General features: G+C 63.5%; 19 protein-coding genes. 14 read left to right on the top strand and 5 right to left on the bottom strand.

Translation table 11 applies throughout. From position 1 onward, the window contains the following. The first annotated feature begins 2 nt into the window (after window positions 1-2). The 8 genes from H9529_RS07355 (at window position 3) to pdeM (ending at window position 8677) form a co-directional block, all read left to right on the top strand. Complete coding sequence (locus H9529_RS07355; protein WP_092887701.1) at window positions 3-971, top strand: type II secretion system F family protein; 969 nt, start codon at window positions 3-5, stop codon at window positions 969-971. A 48-nt stretch (window positions 972-1019) separates the two neighbouring features. Further along, window positions 1020-1985 (top strand): type II secretion system F family protein, encoded by a 966-nt coding sequence (locus H9529_RS07350; RefSeq protein ID WP_092888206.1) that lies wholly within the window; start codon window positions 1020-1022, stop codon window positions 1983-1985. Next, the gene (locus tag H9529_RS07345; RefSeq protein WP_092887704.1) at window positions 1985-2551 is read left to right on the top strand and encodes a tetratricopeptide repeat protein; all 567 of its coding nucleotides are present in this window, start codon (window positions 1985-1987) and stop codon (window positions 2549-2551) included. The genes H9529_RS07350 and H9529_RS07345 overlap by 1 nt, the downstream gene beginning before the upstream one ends. Before the next feature lie 20 nt (window positions 2552-2571). Continuing rightward, complete coding sequence (locus tag H9529_RS07340; protein WP_092887707.1) at window positions 2572-3432, top strand: tetratricopeptide repeat protein; 861 nt, start codon at window positions 2572-2574, stop codon at window positions 3430-3432. Beyond that, entirely contained in the window at window positions 3429-3926 is a 498-nt protein-coding gene (locus H9529_RS07335; RefSeq protein WP_092887710.1) for a prepilin peptidase, read from the top strand. Before H9529_RS07340 ends, H9529_RS07335 begins: the two co-directional genes overlap by 4 nt. Before the next feature lie 145 nt (window positions 3927-4071). After that, window positions 4072-5382, top strand: coding sequence for an ATPase (locus H9529_RS07330; protein ID WP_092887713.1), 1311 nt, complete (start codon window positions 4072-4074; stop codon window positions 5380-5382). 172 nt (window positions 5383-5554) lie between these two features. After that, complete coding sequence (locus H9529_RS07325) at window positions 5555-7963, top strand: ligase-associated DNA damage response DEXH box helicase (RefSeq protein ID WP_092888209.1); 2409 nt, start codon at window positions 5555-5557, stop codon at window positions 7961-7963. 45 nt (window positions 7964-8008) lie between these two features. Beyond that, on the top strand, window positions 8009-8677 hold the full coding sequence (gene pdeM, locus H9529_RS07320) for a ligase-associated DNA damage response endonuclease PdeM (protein ID WP_092888212.1): 669 nt from the start codon (window positions 8009-8011) through the stop codon (window positions 8675-8677). A 131-nt stretch (window positions 8678-8808) separates the two neighbouring features. Here the strand turns inward: pdeM and H9529_RS07315 are convergent, their stop codons facing one another. The 5 genes from H9529_RS07315 to tldD form a co-directional block, all read right to left on the bottom strand. Next, window positions 8809-9438, bottom strand: a complete 630-nt coding sequence (locus H9529_RS07315) for a CoA transferase subunit B (RefSeq protein WP_092887716.1) — start codon at window positions 9436-9438, stop codon at window positions 8809-8811. 14 nt (window positions 9439-9452) lie between these two features. After that, the gene (locus H9529_RS07310) at window positions 9453-10148 is read right to left on the bottom strand and encodes a CoA transferase subunit A (protein ID WP_092887719.1); all 696 of its coding nucleotides are present in this window, start codon (window positions 10146-10148) and stop codon (window positions 9453-9455) included. Window positions 10149-10229: 81 nt separating this feature from the next. Next, the gene (gene topA, locus H9529_RS07305; RefSeq protein ID WP_092888215.1) at window positions 10230-12953 is read right to left on the bottom strand and encodes a type I DNA topoisomerase; all 2724 of its coding nucleotides are present in this window, start codon (window positions 12951-12953) and stop codon (window positions 10230-10232) included. A gap of 226 nt (window positions 12954-13179) precedes the next feature. Continuing rightward, window positions 13180-14553, bottom strand: coding sequence for a DNA-processing protein DprA (dprA, locus tag H9529_RS07295; RefSeq protein ID WP_223814327.1), 1374 nt, complete (start codon window positions 14551-14553; stop codon window positions 13180-13182). Between the two features lie 95 nt (window positions 14554-14648). Beyond that, window positions 14649-16070 carry a metalloprotease TldD gene (tldD, locus tag H9529_RS07290; RefSeq protein ID WP_092887722.1) on the bottom strand — a complete coding sequence of 474 codons (1422 nt, stop codon included), beginning with the start codon at window positions 16068-16070 and terminating at the stop codon, window positions 14649-14651. Between the two features lie 232 nt (window positions 16071-16302). On the opposite strand from tldD, the gene coxB reads away from it, so the two are divergent. The 6 genes from coxB to H9529_RS07260 all read left to right on the top strand — a co-directional run bounded on the left by coxB (window position 16303) and on the right by H9529_RS07260 (window position 20661). Next, window positions 16303-17178 (top strand): cytochrome c oxidase subunit II, encoded by an 876-nt coding sequence (coxB, locus tag H9529_RS07285; protein WP_092887725.1) that lies wholly within the window; start codon window positions 16303-16305, stop codon window positions 17176-17178. A gap of 62 nt (window positions 17179-17240) precedes the next feature. Further along, window positions 17241-18203, top strand: a complete 963-nt coding sequence (cyoE, locus tag H9529_RS07280) for a heme o synthase (RefSeq protein ID WP_092887728.1) — start codon at window positions 17241-17243, stop codon at window positions 18201-18203. Next, on the top strand, window positions 18203-18388 hold the full coding sequence (locus tag H9529_RS07275) for a hypothetical protein (RefSeq protein ID WP_092887731.1): 186 nt from the start codon (window positions 18203-18205) through the stop codon (window positions 18386-18388). The genes cyoE and H9529_RS07275 overlap by 1 nt, the downstream gene beginning before the upstream one ends. Beyond that, window positions 18385-18972, top strand: a complete 588-nt coding sequence (locus H9529_RS07270) for a cytochrome c oxidase assembly protein (RefSeq protein WP_092887734.1) — start codon at window positions 18385-18387, stop codon at window positions 18970-18972. Before H9529_RS07275 ends, H9529_RS07270 begins: the two co-directional genes overlap by 4 nt. A 52-nt stretch (window positions 18973-19024) precedes the next feature. Next, window positions 19025-19828 (top strand): cytochrome c oxidase subunit 3, encoded by an 804-nt coding sequence (locus H9529_RS07265; protein WP_092887736.1) that lies wholly within the window; start codon window positions 19025-19027, stop codon window positions 19826-19828. 149 nt (window positions 19829-19977) lie between these two features. Then, the gene (locus H9529_RS07260; RefSeq protein ID WP_092887741.1) at window positions 19978-20661 is read left to right on the top strand and encodes an SURF1 family protein; all 684 of its coding nucleotides are present in this window, start codon (window positions 19978-19980) and stop codon (window positions 20659-20661) included. Window positions 20662-20666 lie beyond the last annotated feature (5 nt).

The raw sequence follows: 20666 nt of genomic DNA, 5'->3' as shown, positions 1-20666 counted from the left end.
CCATGGAATTGTCGCTAAGCCCGTTTGTCTATGTCGCGATTTTCGTGGGCGTCTTGATGCTGGTCGAAGGCATCTACCTTCTGTTCTTTGGTAAGGCGATCCGGTTGGGCAACCGGATGAACCGTCGTCTGAGCATGATCGAGGAAGGCAAGACCAACAATGAGGTCTTGGAACAGCTGCGCCGCGAGATGAACCAGCATGTGCTGACCAATGGCATCCCGCTATATTCGCTGCTGGCCGAACGGGCGCGCAAGGCCAATATCGCTTTCTCGCCCGCGATGCTGGTGGGGGTGATGGTAGGCCTGAGCGTGGTGGCCTTCGGCGCGCTGAGCCTGCTGACTGCGGCGCCGATGGGCGTGCGCGTGCTGGTGTCGGCCACGATGGGTGTGGGTGGCGTGTTCTTCTGGGTCAGCAACAAGGCCAAGAAGCGCCTGTCGATGATCGAGGAACAACTGCCCGACGCGATCGACCTGATCGTGCGCAGCCTGCGGGTGGGCCATCCGTTCAACGCCGCATTGGCCATGGCCGCGCGCGAGGTGCCCGACCCGCTGGGCACAGAATTTGGCCTGATCTCGGACGAGGCGAACTATGGCCGCGACCTCGGCGAGGTCTTGCAGGAATTCGCCGACCGCGTGGGCATGCCCGATCTGCGGTTCTTTGCCGTCGCCGTGTCGATCCAGCAGACATCAGGCGGCAACCTGGCTGAAATTCTGGACGGGTTGTCGAAGGTGATCCGCGCGCGCTTCAAGCTGTTCCGCCGCGTGCGCGCCATCACGTCCGAGGCGAAATGGTCCGGCATGTTTTTGTCGGCCTTTCCCATCGTCGCGATGATCGCGATCAGCGTCATCGAGCCAAACTATTATGACGAGGTGAAGGAAACCGCGCTGTTCATTCCCACCGCGCTGGTGGTTGCCGCGTTCCTGGTCATCAACGTTTTGTACATGCGCAAGATGGTCAATATCAAAGTCTGACCCAAGGGGGCGGTATTCATGTTTGTTTCCAGACAAGTGGCGGCTGTGATGTTGAACTTTGCGACGGAGAATGCGCTGGCGCTCGTGGCGGTTGCCGGGGTGCTGGGGCTGGCACTGATCGTGGTGGCTTTTGTCATGATGACGCGACAGCGCCGTGACCCGATGGAGAAATTCCAGCAGACGGTGCGCAACAAGGGGCGCGACCCTGAAAAGAACATGCGTCGCCGTGGCAGCCAGGCTGACAACAAACTGGATAAATACGCCCGGTTTCTGGAGCCCGCGAATGAGGCTGAGCTGAGCGATGCACGGCGCATCATGGTGCAGGCGGGCTATCACGGCAAGAACGCGGTGCGCGACTTTCACGCGCTTCAGTTCATCCTGGGGATCGGCGGGATTTTTCTGGGACTGGTCTATACGCTGCTGCTGTCGGACCGCGCCGCGCAGACGCCCTTGACCATGGCGGCTTTCACGCTGACGCCCGGGTTGCTGGGCTATTATTTTCCGAAATATTGGGTGAACAAGCGCCGCACCGCGCGTCAGGAAGAGATCACGCAGGGCTTTCCGGATGCGCTGGACATGCTGTTGATCTGTGTGGAAGCCGGGCAATCGCTGGACCAGTCGATCCGCCGTGTGGGGTCCGAGATCAAGGCAAGTTATCCCGCGCTGGGCGAAGAATTCGAGACGATCAGCCAGGAGGTGCGCGCGGGCAAGGAACGCGCAGCCGTTCTGAAGGATTTCGGCGATCGCTGCGGCCTGCCCGACATCAATTCCTTCGTGACGGTGGTGGTGCAATCGGCCAGCTTCGGCACCTCGATCGGCGACGCGCTGCGCGTCTATGCCGCCGAGATGCGTGACAAACGGGTGATGCTGGCCGAAGAAAAGGCGAATGTGCTGCCGACCAAGTTGACGCTGGGCACGATGATGTTCACGGTGCCGCCATTGCTGATCATCCTGATCGGGCCTTCGGTCTATGGGATTGTCACGTTGTTGGACTCGGCGAATTTCGGTGGCTGATGAAACCCTTGCTGGCGGCTTTTCTGGCGATCTGTGTTCTGGCGGGCTGCGCGTCTGACCGGCGGCTGGCGGATGGGTTGCAGGCCCCCGCGCTGTCGCGCGATGTGCCCGTTGTGGCGGATACGGCAGATGGGCTGGTGATCGGTCACAGGCTGATGGCGGCGGGCGAGTATGAGCTGGCGCTGCGGGCCTATTACCGCGCCACGGCGGAACAAGGCGCGACGGTGGATGTGCTGTCGGCCATCGGCTCTGCCAATTTGCGGCTGGGCCGGGTGGGGCAGGCGGAACAGATGCTGCGCCGCGCGCTGGACCGTGACCAGACCTTTGTGCCCGCGCTGAACAATCTGGGCGTGGTGCTGATGGAACAGCGCGAATGGGGCGAGGCGCGGCGCGTTTTCCAGACGGCTTTCGCGCTGGATAGTGGCAGATCGGATGAAATCCGCGAAAATCTGCGACTTGCTATCGCAAAATCCGAAAATCCGGGCTATGCTGAAACTGAGGCAAATAATCTATCCTTGGTGCGGCGTGGAAGCGGGCGATACCTGCTCTTGTCAGCACCGTTGTGACGAGCAGTAAGGGACGCAAAATGCGCCAATGGATCGTTGTGCCGCTGTTCATCAGCGGCATCTTTACGGTATCGGCATGCGGTGACCGTATCGGCGCCGAAGCCAGCCGCCAGTCGGATGCGATTGCGCTGGTCGATCAGACGAATATGACCGAAATCATGATGTCCGCCGCCGACCCGCTGGAAGCGATCAGCTTCTTCGAGGCTGCGATTGTGCAAACACCGGACCGGATCGAACTGCACCGCGGGCTGGCCAAGTCGCTGATCCGCGCCAATCGCGCCAGCGCAGCAGTCCCTGTGTGGAACCGCGTGGTGGCGATGCCGGGCAGCGTACATGACGACCGCGTCGCCTTGGCCGAGGCCCTGATCCGTGACAACAAATGGGCCGAAGCCGAAGCAACGCTGGACCAGATCCCCCCCACGCACGAGACTTATGAGAGGTATCGGCTGGAAGCGATGGTGGCCGACGGCAACCAGGAATGGGCCAAGGCCGACAGCTTCTATGAAATCGCATCGGGGCTGACGACGCGTCCGGGCAGCGTCTACAACAACTGGGGCTATTCCAAGCTGACGCGCGGCGATGCCCGCGACGCCGAACGGCTGTTCGTGCAGGCGCTGCAATACGACCCCAACCTGTTCACCGCGAAGAACAACATGGTGCTGGCCCGCGCCGCGCAGCGCCAGTACCAATTGCCCCTGGTCGACATGACCCAGACGGAGCGCGCGCAATTGTTGCACACCATGGCCATCGCCGCGATCCGTCAGGGTGATGTGAACGTGGGCCGCGGCCTGCTGCAAGAGGCGATTGACGCACATCCGCAGCATTTTGAACCCGCCGTACGGGCGCTGCGCGCGCTTGAAGCCAACGTCCGGACGGGATGATGTATTTCCCCGCAGCGGCGGCGGCATGGATGCTGCCCGGGGTCGTCCTGATCGGGCTGTGGGTGGCCTGGAGCGACATGAAGTTCATGCGCATCCCCAACAAGGCGGTGATGGCGCTGCTGCTGTTGTACGTCGCCATCGGCCCGTTCGTGCTGCCGCTGAGCCTTTGGGCCTGGGGCGGGGTGCATCTGGCGGTGGTGCTGGCGATCGGCTTCTTGATGACGCTTACCGGGCTGGTGGGCGCGGGGGATGCGAAATTCGCCGCTGCCATGGCACCCTTCATCATGATTGGCGATCTGTCGTTGTTCCTGCCCATGCTTGCTGCGGTCATCATTGCCAGTTTGGTGGCGCATCGCGTGGTCCGCCGCATCCCGGCTGTGCGTGCTGCCGCGCCCACCTGGGCGTCTTGGGAGCGGCGGGAGTTTCCCATGGGTCTGGCGCTGGGTCCGGCGCTGGCGTTTTACATGGCGCTGGCGGCGGTCTATGGCGTGTGACGGGCGTGGCGGTCCCCATTCCGGGGAGGGCGCGTTCAACCGTGGTCACGCGACATTCCTTGAGGTCTTGTTTTCGCATGTCCGGGACGCACAAAACCGGTTCCGCCTTTGGCGCGGCATGCTCTAGCTGAAGGTTCGTGTCAGAATGGCTGAAGAAACCCGACAGATTCCGCCCCCCGCCGTGCCGCGCACGCTGGAAGATACCGGGCTATCCCATGTCTTGATGCGCGATATGCTGATCAAGACGATGTTCCGTCTTTCGGTCACCGAATTTGCGGATATCGCGCGGGCGCTGTGCCTGCCGGTGACGCTGACGCAAGAGTTGATCGACCAGTGCCGCGCGGAATCGCTGGTCGAGATGCTGGCCACGCTGGGCGCCGGGGCGACGAAGGCCGCCGCCGTCCAACTGACCGAGGCCGGGCGCAAACGCGCGCTGGAGGCGTTGGGCCAGTCGGAATATTACGGTGCGCTGCCCGTCCCGCTGGACGTCTATGCCGAACAGGTCAAGCTGCAATCCATCCGCAATATTCACATCGGGCGCGATCAGTTGCTGGCGGCAATGGGCGATCTGATCTTGCCGCCTGACCTGTTGAACCATCTGGGGCCTGCGGTGTCGTCGGGACGGTCGATCCTGCTTTATGGTCCGCCGGGCAACGGCAAGTCCTCGATCTCGAACGGGATCAGGGCGGCGCTGGGCGACCGAATCTATGTGCCGCGCGCGGTGCTGCACGCGGGGCAGGTCATCAGCGTCTACGATCCCATTGTGCATTCCAAGGCCGAGGTCTCTGTCGACAACCCCTTGATGCTGCGCCAACGCGGCAACCGTTTCGACGGGCGCTATGTGCTCTGCGAACGGCCCACTGTGGTCACGGGGGGCGAGTTGTCGCTGGCCATGCTGGACCTGACCTACAACCCGGTGTCGCGCACCTATCAAGCGCCATTGCAGTTCAAGGCGACGGGGGGTGTGTTCATCGTCGATGATCTGGGTCGGCAGGACGAAGCCCCCCAGGCGTTGGTGAACCGCTGGATCGTCCCACTGGAGATGAATTACGACATCCTGACCCTGCAATCGGGCGAGAAATTCGTGGTGCCCTTTGATACGCTGGTGATCTTTTCGACCAACTTCCACCCCAATACAATCTTCGATCAGGCAGCGTTGCGGCGGATTTTCTACAAGATCAAGATTGACGGGCCGGGGCAGACGGATTTCCTGAAAATCTTTGCCCTCGTGGCGCGCAAGCGGGGCATGCCTCTGAATGAAGAGGCGCTTATCTACCTGCTTCAGCACAAATATCCGCAGATCGACAACGTCTATGCCAATTACCAGCCGGTGTTCCTGATCGACCAGATGCTGGCGATTTGCCGGTTCGAGGGCAAGCCCAACCACATGTCGCCCGAATTGATCGACCGCGCCTGGTCCAACATGTTCGTCAAGGATGAGGTGATTACCCGCTAAGGTTATCCGTAAACCGCGGTCCGCGCCGCCTCGCTTGTCGGCAGGGCCGCGCGCGTCCGGCTGTCTGGGCGGGTGCAAGATTGCGAAGGCGCGCGACACGATCTGGTGCGGCGAGCGGATCGCCTGTGGCACACCCCTGTGGTTCTGGCGCGAGGCGGGCTATATGCCCCCCATGACCGGATTGCCCGACCCCTTTCAGACATGGTTTGCCGCGCAGGGCTGGCGGCTGCATGCGCATCAGCAAGACCTGCTGGCGCGCGCCGACGCGCCTGCGCTGCTGCTTGTTGCGCCCACCGGGGCGGGCAAGACGCTGGCAGGGTTTCTGCCCAGTCTGATGGAGCTGGGCACAGCGCCGCCGCCGGGGTTGCACACGCTCTATGTCTCGCCCTTGAAGGCGCTGACGGCGGATATTGGCCGCAACCTGAAGCGTCCCATCGACGGTATGGGCCTGCAGATCCGGGTCGAGGATCGCACCGGCGACACCACTTCCAGCGTCAAGCGGCGGCAGCGCGCCGACCCGCCACATATCTTGCTGACCACGCCCGAAAGCCTTGCCGTGCTGCTGAGCCAGCCCGATTGCGGGCGGATGTTTGCCGGGCTGTCGCGGGTGGTGGTCGATGAGATCCACGCGCTGGCCGAGAGCAAGCGCGGCGATCAACTGGCGCTGAGCCTCGCGCGGTTGCAGCATCTGGCGCCCGGCATGCGCCGGGTGGGCCTGTCGGCGACGGTGGAAGATCCAGCCGCGCTGGGGCAGTTTCTGGCCTGTCACCCCGACCCGAGCGAAATCCGCCATGCCGACCCCGGCCCGGCGCCTGACATCGCCATGCTGGATGCCGGTGTTGCGCCGCCATGGGCGGGCGGCGGCGGGCGCTATGCGATTGCGGCCATCTTGGAGCAGGTGAAGGCGCATCGCACCACGTTGATTTTCCACAACACCCGCGCGCAGGCCGAATTGTTCTTCCATGACCTTTGGTTGCAGAATGCCGATGCGCTGCCCATTGCCATCCATCATGGCAGCCTGTCGCGTGACGCCCGTGCGCGGACCGAGGCCGCGATGACCGAAGGCCGCCTGCGCGCCATCGTCTGCACCGGCACGCTGGATCTGGGCATCGACTGGGGCGATGTCGATCTGGTCATTCAGGTCGGCGCGCCGCGCAATGTCAAACGGCTGGTGCAGCGCATCGGGCGTGCCAACCACCGTCCTAATGTGCCGTCGAAGGCGCGGCTGGTGCCTGCGAACCGGTTCGAGGTGGTGGAATGTCTGGCCGCCCTTCAGGCGGTGCAAGCGCGCGATCTGGACGGCGCGCCGCGTGGCCCGGGGCCCCGCGATGTGCTGTGCCAGCACATCCTTGCCACGGCTGCCGCCGGGCCGTTTGATGCGGACGCGCTGTTTGCCGAAGTCACGACGGCGGGTCCCTATACCGCGCTGTCGCGCGCGCGGTTCGACGCCTGCCTCGATTTCGCGGCCACCGGAGGCTATGCGCTGCGCGCCTATGACCGCTGGCAACGCCTGATGCAGCGCCCCGACGGCATGTGGCAGTTGCGCGATCCGCGCGCGGCGGCCAGCATCCGCATGAACCTGGGCACGATCATTGATATAGAGACGCTGAAGGTTCGGATGCGCCGGTCGCGCGGCGGTGCGCCCCTGGGCGAGGTCGAGGAAAGCTTTGCCGCCACCCTCACGGCGGGCGATACCTTTTTGATCGGTGGGCAGGTGGTGCGCTATGAAGGCCTGCGCGAAATGACTGTCGAGGTGTCGCGCAGCCCCGGGCGCGACCCGAAAGTGGCGGTGTTCAATGGCACGAAATTCGCCACCTCGACCCTGCTGGCCGACCGGATCTTGCAGATCTTGCAGGCGGAGGACTGGCCCGACCTGCCGGGCCATACCCGCGACTGGCTGGCGTTGCAGCGCGCCGTCTCGCGCCTGCCGCAGCCCGACCGTCTGTTGCTGGAGACCTTCCCGCATGACGGGCGGCAGCATCTGTGCGTCTACGGGTTTGCCGGGCGCAACGCGCAGCAAACGCTGGGCCTGCTGCTGACCCGCCGGATGGAAGATGCGGGGCTGCATCCGCTGGGCTTCGTCGCAACGGATTACGCCACGCTGATCTGGGGGCTGGACCCGGTGACCGACCCGCATGCGCTGATCCGCGCTGCCGATCTGCGCGACGGGCTGGAGACGTGGTTGCAGGGCAATGCGGTGATGAAGCGCACCTTTCGCGCCAGTGCGGTGATCGCGGGCCTGATCGACCGGGTGCATCAGGGGCAGCGCAAGTCGGGGCGGCAGGCGACGTTTTCGTCGGATATCCTTTATGAAACCTTGATCAAGTACGACCCCGGGCATTTGCTGCTGGATATCACCCGTGAAGAGGCGATGCGCGGGCTGGTGGATTTTGGCCGGATCGAGGCAATGCTGGCCCGTGTCGCCGACCGGGTGGACCATGTGGCGCTGCCCCGCGTCAGCCCGCTGGCCGCGCCGCTGTTCCTGGAGCCCGGACGCATTCCGATCCATGGCGCGGGGCGTGAACGCTTGCTGAGTGATGCCGCTGAAAAACTGATGCGCACGGCGGGGCTGACGCCCTGATGACGGGGCTTGATCGTGGCGCGGCAATCGGCGACATGCAGCGCCATGACAGGCCATGACTTCACCTTTGCCGGGGAAACCCTGACCGCGCTGCCGTCCCGCGCCTTATGGTGGCCGGGCGCGCACACGCTGGTGGTGGCCGATCTGCATCTGGGCAAGGCGGGGCGGATCGCCCGACGGTCGGGGGCGTTGCTACCGCCCTATGAGGTCGCCGACACGCTGGCACGGCTGTCCGCGCTGGTGGCGGAACTGGCGCCCGCGCGGGTCATCTGCCTGGGCGACAGTTTCGACGATGACACGGCGGCGGCTGAACTGGACGCCCCCGCGCTGGCTGCCTTGCAGGGGCTGGAGGCCGGACGGGACTGGATCTGGGTGCAGGGCAACCACGACCCCATGGCGATGAACGCGGCGGGGCAGGGGGTGGCGGCATTCGCCTTTGGCCCGCTGTGCTTTCGCCATATCGCGCAGGCGGATGGCCTGCCCGAGGTGTCGGGGCATTACCACCCCAAGCTGCGCCTGCCCGCGCGCATGGGCGGGGGGCGCAGGGCGTGTTTCTTGTTGGGAAGGTCGGGGATCATCCTGCCCGCTTTTGGCACCTATACCGGCGGGCTGGATGCGCATGATCCGGCGGTGCAGCGTGCCATCGGGCCGGGGGCGGTGGCTGTCGTTACGGGCCAGACCGCGTTTGCCTTGCCGCTATCTGCCTGCGGGTAGCGAGACGCAGGTGCGGGGTCCTTCAAAGAGAGGTGCCGCGCCTTGGTGGCGACTTGACGATGGCGATGCGGTGGTGTGAAGGGTGATCCGGCTCTGGCGGGGGCAGTCCCTGCGCAGAGCCGGATGCGGTGTCAGTTTACAATCGCGGCGGCGGTCGCGGCGCGGATTTCATCCTCGGTGACGCCTTCGGCGACCTCGACGATCTTCAGCCCGCCTTCGACCACTTCCAGCACCCCCAGATTGGTGATGATGGTGTTGACCACGGCCTTGCCGGTCAACGGCAGGGTGCATTCCTTCAAGAGCTTCGATTCACCGGCCTTGTTGGTGTGATCCATCACGACGATGATGCGTTTGACGCCTGCCACAAGGTCCATCGCCCCGCCCATGCCTTTGATGAGCTTGCCGGGGATCATCCAGTTTGCCAGATCGCCGTTTTCGGCGACTTCCATCGCGCCCAGGATCGCCATGGCGATCTTGCCGCCGCGGATCATCGCAAACGACTGCGCGCTGTCGAAGAATGCGGTATGCGGCAGCGCGGTGACGGTCTGCTTGCCGGCGTTGATCAGGTCGGCGTCGACCTCATCCTCGGTCGGGAAGGGGCCAATGCCCAGCATGCCGTTTTCCGATTGCAGCGTCACGGTGACGCCCTCGGGAATGTAATTGGCCACCAGCGTCGGGATGCCGATGCCCAGGTTCACATACATCCCGTCTTCAAGTTCCTGTGCCGCGCGGGCGGCCATCTGATTGCGGTCCCATGCCATGATCTCGGTCCCCCTTATGCGGCGCGCGTTGTGCGCTGTTCGATGCGTTTTTCATGCTGGCCCTGAATCAGGCGGTGCACATAGATGCCGGGCAGGTGGATGTGATCGGGGTCCAGACTGCCGCGCGGTACGATTTCTTCAACCTCGGCCACACAGATCTTGCCGCAGGTGGCGGCAGGCGGGTTGAAGTTGCGCGCGGTCTTGCGGAACACGAGGTTGCCGGTGTCATCGGCCTTCCACGCCTTCACGATGGACAGATCGGCGACAATGCCGCGTTCCAGAACATAGGTTTCGCCGTCGAATTCCTTCAGTTCCTTGCCATCGGCGATGACCGTGCCCACGCCGGTCTTGGTGTAGAAGCCTGCAATGCCCGCGCCGCCTGCGCGCATGCGTTCGGCGAGCGTGCCCTGCGGGTTGAATTCCAGCTCCAGCTCACCGGACAGATATTGCCGCATGAATTCAGCGTTCTCGCCGACATACGAGGACATCATCTTGCGCACCTGCTTGGTCTGCAACAGAAGGCCAAGGCCGAAATCATCCACACCGGCGTTGTTCGAGGCGATGGTCAGGTCCTTGGTGCCCGCGTCGCGGATCGCCGCAATCAGCAGTTCGGGTATGCCGGACAGGCCAAAGCCGCCTGCCGCGATGGTCATGCCATCGAACAGCACGCCGTCCAGCGCCTCGGCGGCTGAGCCATAGATCTTTTTCATCGTTCACTCCCTCAATGTCACGTCGGGTCATGTTGTGGCGCGGCACATCGGTGAAGTCAATCTGGGGTTATGCTGCGGGGTTTATCCGGCGCTGTCGTCCGGGGCGGGTTTTGCCTTGGTGGTTTTGGGCTTGGCAGCGGCTTTGGTCGTGGTTTTTGCGGTGCCGGTCTTCGCAGTGGCCGTCTTCGCAGTGGCCGTCTTCGCAGTGGCCGTCTTCGCAGTGGCCGTCTTCGCAGTGGTCGCCTTTGCTGTGCCCGCCTTTGCCTTGGTTGCCGCAGCCTTCGGCTTGGCGGCTGCCTTGGGTTTGGCGGCGGCCTTGGGCTTGGACTTCGTCTTGCCCGCCTTGGCCGTGATCAGTTCCACAGCTTCTTCCATGGTGATGGCGGCGGGGTCGGTGTCCTTGGGCAGGGTGGCGTTTACCTTGTCCCATTTCACATAGGGGCCGTATTTGCCGTTCATCACATTGACAGGACCGCCACTGGTTGGGTGTTCGCCCAGTTCGCGCAGGGGGGCGGCAGCGGCAGCGCGGCCCCGGGTGGGCTTGGCGGCCAGCACTTCGACGGCGCGGTTCATGCCGATGATGAAGACCTCATCGACATCAGGCAGGTTGGCGTATTTCTTGCCGTGTTTCACGAAGGGGCCATAGCGGCCGATCCCGGCCTCGATCAGTTCACCATCCTCGGGGTGGGGGCCGACGGGGCGGGGCAGTGACAGCAGCAACAGCGCCTTTTCGAGGTCCATCGCATCGGTGGTCCAGCCTTTGGGCAGGCTGGCGCGGGGCGGTTTGGGCACTTCTTCGGTCGCTTCGCCGCGCTGCACGTAGGGGCCGAAGCGCCCGGTGCGCAGGCTGATCGGATCACCGTCATCATGGCCCAGCAGCTTGCCGTCGCCCGACAGCTCTGCATCCTCGCCCTCACCGGCGATGGGGCGGGTGTAGCGGCATTCGGGGTAATTGTTGCAGCCGATGAACGCGCCGCCTGAGCGGGCAGTTTTCAGGTTCAGCCGACCCGAGCCGCATTTTGGGCAGGATTTCGGGTCAGACCCGTCCTCACGCGGGGGATAGAGTTGCGGGGCCAGCACCTCATCAATCTTTTCCAGCACCTCGGTGATGCGCAGGTCTGCGGTTTCGGCAATCGCGGCCGAGAAATCGCGCCAGAAACGGGCCAACACGTCCTTATAATCGCGGTCCCCGGCCGAGATGTCGTCCAACTGCGATTCCAGATCGGCGGTGAAGTCGTATTCCAGATATTTGCGGAAGTAGTTGACCAGAAAGATCGTGACCAGACGCCCCTTATCCTCGGGGATCAGGCGGTTCTTGTCCTTGCGCACGTACCCGCGGTCCTGGATCGTGGTGACGATCGAGGCATAGGTCGAGGGGCGCCCGATGCCCAGTTCTTCCATGCGTTTGACCAGCGTCGCTTCGGTATAGCGGGGCGGGGGCTGGGTGAAATGCTGTTCGGGGGTCACGGCCTTTTTCGGCGTTGCGTCACCTTGCGCGATCTGCGGCAGGCGCCCGCCATCCTCATCGGCGGTGTCGTCGCGCCCTTCCTCATAGACCTTCAAGAAGCCGTCGAAGGTGATGACCTGACCCGTGGCGCGCAGGCCCACCTGTTCGTCGCGGCTGCCGATATCCACCGTGGTGCGTTCCAGCCGCGCGGCTTCCATCTGGCCCGCGATGGTGCGTTTCCAGATCAGATCATAGAGCTTACGCTGATCGGCATCGGTGGTTTTCAGCGCCTCGGGGCCGACCGACATTTCGGTGGGGCGGATGCATTCATGCGCTTCCTGGGCGTTTTTCGCCTTGTTCTTGTACATGCGCGGCGATTTGGGCACATAATCCGCGCCATAGCGGCGCTTGATCTCATCACGTGCGGCCATCACGGCCTCGGGCGCCATGTCGATCCCGTCGGTCCGCATGTAGGTGATATAACCTGCCTCATAGAGGCGCTGCGCCGTGCTCATGCATTGCTTGGCGCCCATGCCGAATTTGCGGCTGGCCTCTTGCTGCAGGGTGGAGGTCATGAAGGGCGCCGAGGGGTTGCGGGTGGCGGGCTTTGCCTCGACCGATTGAACCACAAGGTCGCGGCTGGTCACCGCGTGCACCGCCATTTCGGCGTCCGTGCCGGTGGCGAGGTCGAATTTATCAAGCTTCTTGCCCGCCAGGCTGATCAGCCGAGCCTCGAATTCCTGCCCGCGCGGGGTCGTCAGTTGGGCGGCAACGGTCCAGTATTCGCGGGCGTCGAAGGCCTCGATTTCCATCTCACGCTCGACGATCAGGCGCAGGCAGACGGATTGCACGCGGCCCGCCGACTTCGCGCCGGGCAGTTTGCGCCAGAGTACGGGCGAGAGGTTGAAGCCGACCAGATAATCCAGCGCGCGGCGTGCCAGATAGGCGCGCACCAGTTCCATATCAACATCGCGTGGGTTTTTCATCGCCTCGGTCACCGCGTTCTTGGTGATCGCGTTGAACACCACGCGGCGCACAGGTGTGTCTTTCTTGATGGCACGCGACTTTGCCAGCGCCTCGGTCAGGTGCCACGAGATCGCCTCGCCCTCACGGTCGGGGTCGGTGGCGAGGATCAGGTCGTTGTCATCCTTCAGGGCGTCGGAGATCGCCTTGAGGTGCTTGCGGCTGTCGGCGGCGACGTCCCATTTCATCTCGAAGTCGTGATCGGTATCGACCGAACCGTCTTTTGGTGGCAGATCGCGAACGTGTCCATAGGACGCCAGAACCGTAAAGCCGGGGCCAAGATACTTGTTGATTGTCTTGGCCTTAGCCGGGGACTCTACGACGACGACTGCCATGAAAAACCTCTGATCAAACGCTGCCGGAGGGGCCCGGCCTTTGGCGGCGCAAGATGTGGCCTGTTCACGGGTATTGTCAATGCACTGAAACCGCAGCTGGTTTTTCCGTTCAACCAAGGGGGTCTTCTGCGCGGCTGCCTGGGCGGGCAGGATGGGGGCTTGGCCCCCTATGGGGGTGAGGCCATTCCAAAGATCATCGGCGACGCACCGCCCAGCCCCTTGCCATTCAAGCGCGCGACACCATCCCGCCGCTGTGCCGCTGAACCGATCCGCTGAGTTCCAGCGTCAGAAGTTCCTGAAGCACCATGGCCGGCGGCAGTGCAAGGTCCCGGATTAACTGATCCTCAGCCATGGGACTGGGTCCGAGGCGGGACAGGATGGTGTTGTGCAGAAGCTGCGGTGGGTGCCCGGCTGTTGCTTTCTGTACCTGTCCGGGGGGCAAGACGGTTTCAGCCGCGTCAGGCTGCCGGTGGCCCAAGGGTGATTTTTGCCGTCGCGACTGGCCCGAGGCTGGTTGGACGGGGGGCGGCTGGCCAGAGAATGCTTGGCCCGCGACAGACGGGACCATGATCCGCTGGCGCGAAGCTGCCGGGCCGGCCGTCAAAGTCATGCCTTCGGGTCGAACCGCGTCGGCCTGCGTTCTGCGCGTCCTGTCGTGATCGGGCTCCAGTTCATCCAACGTGGCGGCTTCTTGCAGACCTTTGCGGGTGGCGGGACGATACGGGCGCAAGACTTCCAGCACGTCCTCGCTGCCGCGCACCAGTGTCGCACCGTCACGGATCAGGGCGTTGCAGCCCGCAGCGCGCGCATCGACAGGGTGGCCGGGCACGGCCATCACCTCGCGCCCCTGATCCAGCGCGTCACGTGCGGTGATCAGCGAGCCGGATTTCTCCGCCGCCTCTACCACCACGACCCCAAGCGCCAGGCCGGAGATCAGCCGATTGCGGCGCGGGAAATGCCGGGCCTGCGGCTGCATTCCCATGGGTTGATCGGAGACCCGCAGCCCCTGATCGGCGATTGCCGCCGCAAGCACTGCGTTTTCGGGCGGATAGATCACGTCGACCCCCCCTGCCATCACCGCGATCGTGCCGGTTTTCAGCGCGGCATGATGCGCGGCGGTGTCGATTCCGCGGGCCAGCCCGGAAACGATGGTGTAGCCGAAATGGCCCAGCCCTTCAGCCAGTTTGCGCGCCATGCGCGTGCCCAGGCTGGATGCGTTGCGGGCACCGACGATCGCAATCATCGGGCGCAGCACCGGGTCGCGGCGGCCCATGCACCACAGAACCGGGGGGGCATCGGGCAGCGTTGCGAGTTCGGTGGGATAATGGGGTGTGCCGAAACAGGCCATTTTCGCGCCGACCTGCCGCGCGGCGTCAATCTCGCGCAGAGCCACATCGCGGGGGCAGGCAACATAGCGGTCCAGCCCGGCGTGCTGCGCAATGCCCGGCAGGGCGTCCAGCGCGACCTGCGCCGATCCATGGTCCTGCATCAGCCGGTAAAACGTCGCCGGACCGACGCGGGAAGAGCGAATGAGACGAAGCCACGCCAGCCTGTCCTCTTCCGTGGTGGGTGGGGTGAAGGGTGGGTTAGAAGAAAACATTTCTTTCGCCATCGCCGCCTCGCCTCATTCAAGACTCACTTTGCGGCATGGAGGTTAAGAAGACGTAAACGTAACCACGATTCGGAAACAGTTTTTCAGGTGTCGCTGCCCCCCACCGTCAGGCCGCCGATCAGCAGCGAGGGCTGGCCCACGCCCACCGGCACCCACTGGCCTGCCTTGCCGCAATTGCCCATGCCCGGGTCCAGCGCCATGTCATTGCCGATGCCACGGATTTTCTGCAACGCGGTCGGGCCGTCGCCGATCAGGGTCGCACCGCGCACCGGCGCGCCGACAATGCCGTTTCGGACGCGATAAGCCTCGGTGCACGAAAAGACGAACTTGCCGTTGGTGATGTCCACCTGTCCGCCGCCAAAGCCCACGGCATAGATCCCGTCCTTCACATCGGCCAGAAGTGCTTCGGGCGCGGCATCGCCACCCAGCATATAGGTGTTGGTCATGCGCGGCATCGGCGTGTGGGCGTATGATTCCCGCCGCCCGTTGCCGGTGGGTGCCACCCCCATGAGGCGCGCGTTCTGCCGGTCCTGCATGTAGCCCACCAGAATGCCGTCATCGATCAAGACGTTGCGCGCGCTGGCGGTGCCTTCGTCGTCGATGCTGATCGACCCGCGCCTGTCGGGGATGGTGCCGTCATCCAGCACGGTGACGCCGGGGGCCGCGATGCGCTGCCCCATCAGCCCGGCAAAGGCCGAGGTGCCCTTTCGGTTGAAATCCCCCTCCAGCCCGTGGCCGATGGCCTCATGCAGCAAGATGCCCGGCCAGCCCGGCCCCAGCACCACATCCATGACCCCCGCGGGGGCCGGTTCGGCGCGCAGATTGACCAGCGCGATGCGCAGTGCCTCTTGCGCGACATTCTTCCAGTGGCCGGGCAGGATCAGCCCGGCCAGCCCATGGCGCCCGCCCCCGCCCGCCGAGCCGGATTCGCGCCGCCCGTCCTGTTCCACGATGATCGAGATGTTCAGCCGCGACATCGGGCGCACATCGGTCAGGCGCAGGCCCTCGGGGCGCAGGATCTCGACTTCCTGCAGCGACGCGGCAAGCGAGGCGGTGACCTGAACCACGCGCGGGTCAAGCGCACGCGCGAAAGCATCAATCTCGCGCAGCGTCTCGATCTTCACGCCGAACGCGGCATCTGCCATCGGATCTGCATCGCCGTAAAGCCGCTGGTTGGTGCCGGTGGGCGCATCGGCCAGTGTGCCGCCGCCCTCTCCTACGGCCAGCCGCGCGGTCTGCGCCGCCCGAGTCAGTGCGGATTCGGTGATATGGGTCGAATGGGCATAGCCCGTGACATCGCCGCGCACCGCCCGCAGCCCGAACCCTTCGGAGGCATCATAGCTGGCGTTGCGGATGCGCCCGTCATCGAGCACGATGCCTTCGGCGCGGCGGCGTTCCAGAAACAATTCACCATCATCGGCCCCTTCGGTCGTGCGGCGCAGCAGCGCCAGCGCCTGCGTCTCATCAAGCATGGTCTCAAACGGGCGGAAGGGGGCATCTGACATTTCTGGGGGCCTTTTCTTGCCGGAACGGGTGTCATTGATCTGCATCAAGCGGCGTCGCTTTGCCGCAACGGTTTTGCTTGTCCTAATCTGTCTAATATGGTTTTACGAGACCGGCAGACAAACTGAAACCTGTGACAGACCGCAGCGCGCCTGCGTCGGGTCAGTTGGATGCCAGAATAAATGATAAAGTGGAAAGCGGCCAGCAAGGTCGCGGATAAGACGGGAACAGAGAATGCGACTTTCAACGCTCGCCGCGCGCTGTGCCAGTATTGCCGCCGGGGTTTTCACCGCCGGACGTGCCTTTGCGGATGATCAACTGCCGGAACTGCCGGTCATCGGCGCGCCCGTGCCGGGCGGCATGCATTTTCAGCAACCGGTGACCGGCACGATGCAGTCGGCCGTGTTTCTGGATAACCTGTTGCTTTGGATCATTGTTCCTATCACGATCTTCGTGACCGGGCTGCTGATCTGGTGCATCGTGCGCTACAACCAGCGCGCCAACCCCACGCCCGCCCGTTTCACCCACAACACCGCGATCGAGGTGACATGGACCATCGTGCCCATCTTGATCCTGTTCGTTATCGGCGCGTTTTCACTGCCGATCCTGTTCAAGGACCAGACGATCCCGCAGGCTGATGTGACGATCAAGGCGACCGGTTATCAGTGGTACTGGGGCTATGAATATGTCGACCACGATGTCGAATTCTCCAGCTTCATGCTGGCCCGGGAAGAGCTCGAGGAAAACGGCTACGCCCAGAGCGAGTATCTTCTGGCGACCGATACGGCGATGGTGATTCCGGTCAACAAGACTGTGGTTGTTCAGGTGACAGGGGCGGATGTGATCCATTCCTGGGCCATGCCGTCGTTTGGCGTGAAGCAAGACGGCGTCCCCGGTCGCCTGGCAGAGCTGTGGTTCATGGCCGAAGAGGAAGGGATCTATTTCGGTCAGTGTTCCGAGCTTTGCGGGATTTCCCATGCCTACATGCCCATCACCGTGAAAGTCGTGTCCGAGGGTGAATACCTTGCATGGCTGGAACGGCAGGGCGCGACCAACATGGCCGCCGCCCCCGGTGCAGACACGCTGCGCGTTGCCGCCGCCGCTGACTGATCCGATCCGATCCGCGCAGCTTGGTCATGCGCCTTCGCGCCTGACCGCCACGGGAGAGCTTTATGACCGACATTCGTGCCGATATCGACACCAGCCTTCAGCCCGGTGATGCGGGCTTTGGCGATTATGTCGCGCTGCTGAAGCCGCGTGTCATGTCGTTGGTGGTGTTCACGGCCCTGGCCGGGCTGCTGGTTGCACCCGGCAACCTTCATCCGGTCGAGGCGCTTGCGGCGATCATCTTCATCGCGCTGGGGGCAGGGGCCTCGGGCGCGCTGAACATGTGGTGGGATGCCGATATTGACGCGGTGATGACACGCACGAAGAAGCGCCCCGTCCCCTCGGGCCGCGTCGCGGCCGGTGAGGCGTTGGCCGTCGGGCTGGCGCTGTCGGGGATCTCGGTGGTCATGCTCGGGCTGGCGACGAATCTGGCGGCGGCGGCCTTGCTGGCCTTCACGATCTTCTTCTATGCGGTCGTCTATTCCATGTGGCTGAAACGCGCGACACCGCAGAACATTGTGATTGGCGGCGCGGCGGGGGCTTTCCCGCCGATGATCGGCTGGGTCGCGGTGACGGGCAGCATCAGCCTTGAGGCATGCCTGATGTTCGCGTTGATCTTCATGTGGACCCCGCCGCATTTCTGGGCGCTGGCGCTGTTCATGAAGTCGGATTATTCGGATGCCAAGGTGCCGATGCTGACCGTGACCCACGGTCGCCGGGTGACGCGGGCGCATATCTTGGTCTATACGCTGCTGCTGGCGCCCCTGGCTGTCGGTGCCGGGTTCACGTCCATCGGCGGGCCGGTCTACCTGGCAACTGCCGTGGTGCTGAATGCGGTTTTCGTCCTGGGCGCGTTCCGCATCTGGCGGCGTGATGAAGTCATGGCCACCGCTGATAACTATCGGGTTGAAAAGCAGGTATTCCGCTTCTCACTCTACTATCTGTTCCTGCATTTCGTAGCAATCTTGCTGGAAGCAACACTGACGTCCACGGGTGCGTATGCGGCCTTGGGTTGGGAGATGATCTGATGGCGATTTCACGCGACCACGAACTGCACAAACGCCGCTTCAGCCGCAATGTCGGGGTGGGGCTGACACTGGTGTTTTTCGTCGCCTTGGTGTTCGGCCTGACCATCGCGAAGGTGCAGCGCGGCGGTAGCCTTCAGGCGTTCGACCACACCTACCGCCCGGCGCTGGAGCAACCCGCAGAATGAAACACTGGCGCGACCTCACCCCGAACAACAAGACAGCGGTGCAGGCAGGCGCGGTCGTGGTGGTCATGGCATCGCTCGGCTGGGCCTCGGTGCCGCTCTATGATCTTTTCTGCCGCGTGACGGGCTATGGCGGAACGACTTCGGTGGCCTCGGCCAGCACCGGTGCCATTGCGCAGACGATGGACGTGCGGTTCGATGGATCGAAGGAGCGTGATTTCCCGTGGGAATTCAAGCCGGTCGAGCGGACGATGACCATTCCCATGGGCGAAGTCGGCATGGCGTACTATGAGGCCTACAACCCGACCGATCGCGTGGTGGCAGGCACGGCCAGTTACAACGTCACGCCCTATGATGCGGGATTGTATTTCAGCAAGATTGATTGCTTCTGCTTTGAAATGCAGGTGTTGCAACCCGGCGAGCGGGTGCTGATGCCGGTCACCTTCTTTGTCGATCCGGAGATTCTGGAAGACAGGGATGCGAAATACACCCATACGATCACGCTGTCGTATACTTTCCACGAAACGGCAGTACCCGAGGATTATTCGGCAACGAACGCCACGCCGGTGGAAACGCTGACCCAATAACGCCGCACAACGCGGCGCAACCATAAAACGACTGCCTGAGGGAACACTGAAAATGGCGCACGAAAAGAACCACGACTATCACATCCTGCCCCCGTCGATCTGGCCGTTTCTGGGCGCGGCATCGGGGTTTGTCATGCTGTTTGGCGGGGTCATGTGGATGCACGACAACGGGCCCTGGCTGTTCCTGATGGGGCTGGCCGGTGTGCTTTATGTCATGTTCTCGTGGTGGAGCGACGTCGTCGCCGAAAGCCATGCCGGGGACCATACGCCCGTGGTGACCATCGGGCTGCGCTATGGCTTCATCATGTTCATCATGTCCGAGGTCATGTTCTTTGCCGCCTGGTTCTGGAGCTTCTTCAAGCACACCATGTATCCGATGTACGATTATGTCGGTACGCAATATGCAGCGCCCAGCATTCATCCGGTCAACGCCTTCGACCTGCCGCTGATCAATACGCTGGTCCTGCTGCTGTCGGGCTGCGCCGTGACCTGGGCGCACCACGCGCTGGTCCATGGTGGCGCGCGGCGCGATGTTGCCAACGGGCTGGCCATCGGCGTCTTGCTGGGCGTCGCCTTCACCGGCTTGCAGGCCTACGAATACTGGCATCTTGTGGTGCATGAGGGATACCAGTTCTCGGGTGAGGTGTTTTACGCCAACTTCTTCATGGCCACCGGGTTTCACGGCGCGCATGTGATCATCGGCACGATCTTCCTTGCGATCTGCTGGTTCCGTGTGCGGGCTGGGCATTTTACTGCGGAACGTCATGTGGGCTTTGAAGCCGCTGCCTGGTATTGGCACTTTGTCGATGTGGTCTGGCTGTTCCTGTTCTTCGCAGTATATGTCTGGGGCATGTAATCCCGCTTGGGCGGTGCGCGCGCCGGATCTCCGGCAGGGGCATGCGCCATAGCGGGGGCGACAGCGGGCCGGCCGGGCCCGTCAGCGTCTGAACGATCAAAAGCGCGGGCCGCAAGGCGCGCGCTTTTGCTGTGATGAAAGGTTTAACCATGCGCGGACGAATGATTGCCGCCCTGATGTTCGGGGTCATCGGCACGCTGATCTTGCTGGCGCTGGGAATCTGGCAGGTATCGCGCATGTCGGAAAAGGCCGCAGTGATCGCCGGGATCGAGGCGGGGATCGTTGCCGATCCCGTGCCGCTGCCTGCGGCACCTGACCCGGAAGCGGACCGCTACCTGCCGGTCACAGTTACCGGGCGCTTCACGGCGCAGGAATTGTTCGTGCTGGCCAGCCAGAAAATCGCAGGCACCGGCGTCCATATTGTCACCGCCTTCGAGACTGCTGACGGGCGGCGCGTGCTGGTGGACAGAGGCTTTGTTCCTTATGATGACCGCGATGCCGTGCGGCCCCGTTCGGCCGGGGCGGTTACGGTGGTGGGTAACCTGCACTGGCCGCGCGATGCCGACAGCTTCACGCCGGAGCCAGACGCCGCAAGCAACCTGTGGTTCGCCCGCGACGTGCCTGCCATGGCCGCGCATCTGGGGACCGAGCCCACGTTCATCATCGCCCGCAGTACCGATGAGGCCGCGCCCCCTGCCGCTTTCACGCCGCTTTCCACGGCGGGTATTCCGGACAACCACCTGTCCTATGCGATCACATGGTTCTTGCTGGCGGCCGTCTGGATGGGGATGACAGTGTTTCTTCTGTGGCGTATCAGGCAGCAACGGGCGTAAGGAAT

Source organism: Roseicitreum antarcticum, from assembly GCF_014681765.1.
GTDB classification, from domain to species: Bacteria; Pseudomonadota; Alphaproteobacteria; order Rhodobacterales; family Rhodobacteraceae; genus Roseicitreum; species Roseicitreum antarcticum.
The sequence above is the reverse complement of the archived record's forward strand: the minus strand, read 5'-3'. Positions and strand labels throughout refer to the sequence as shown.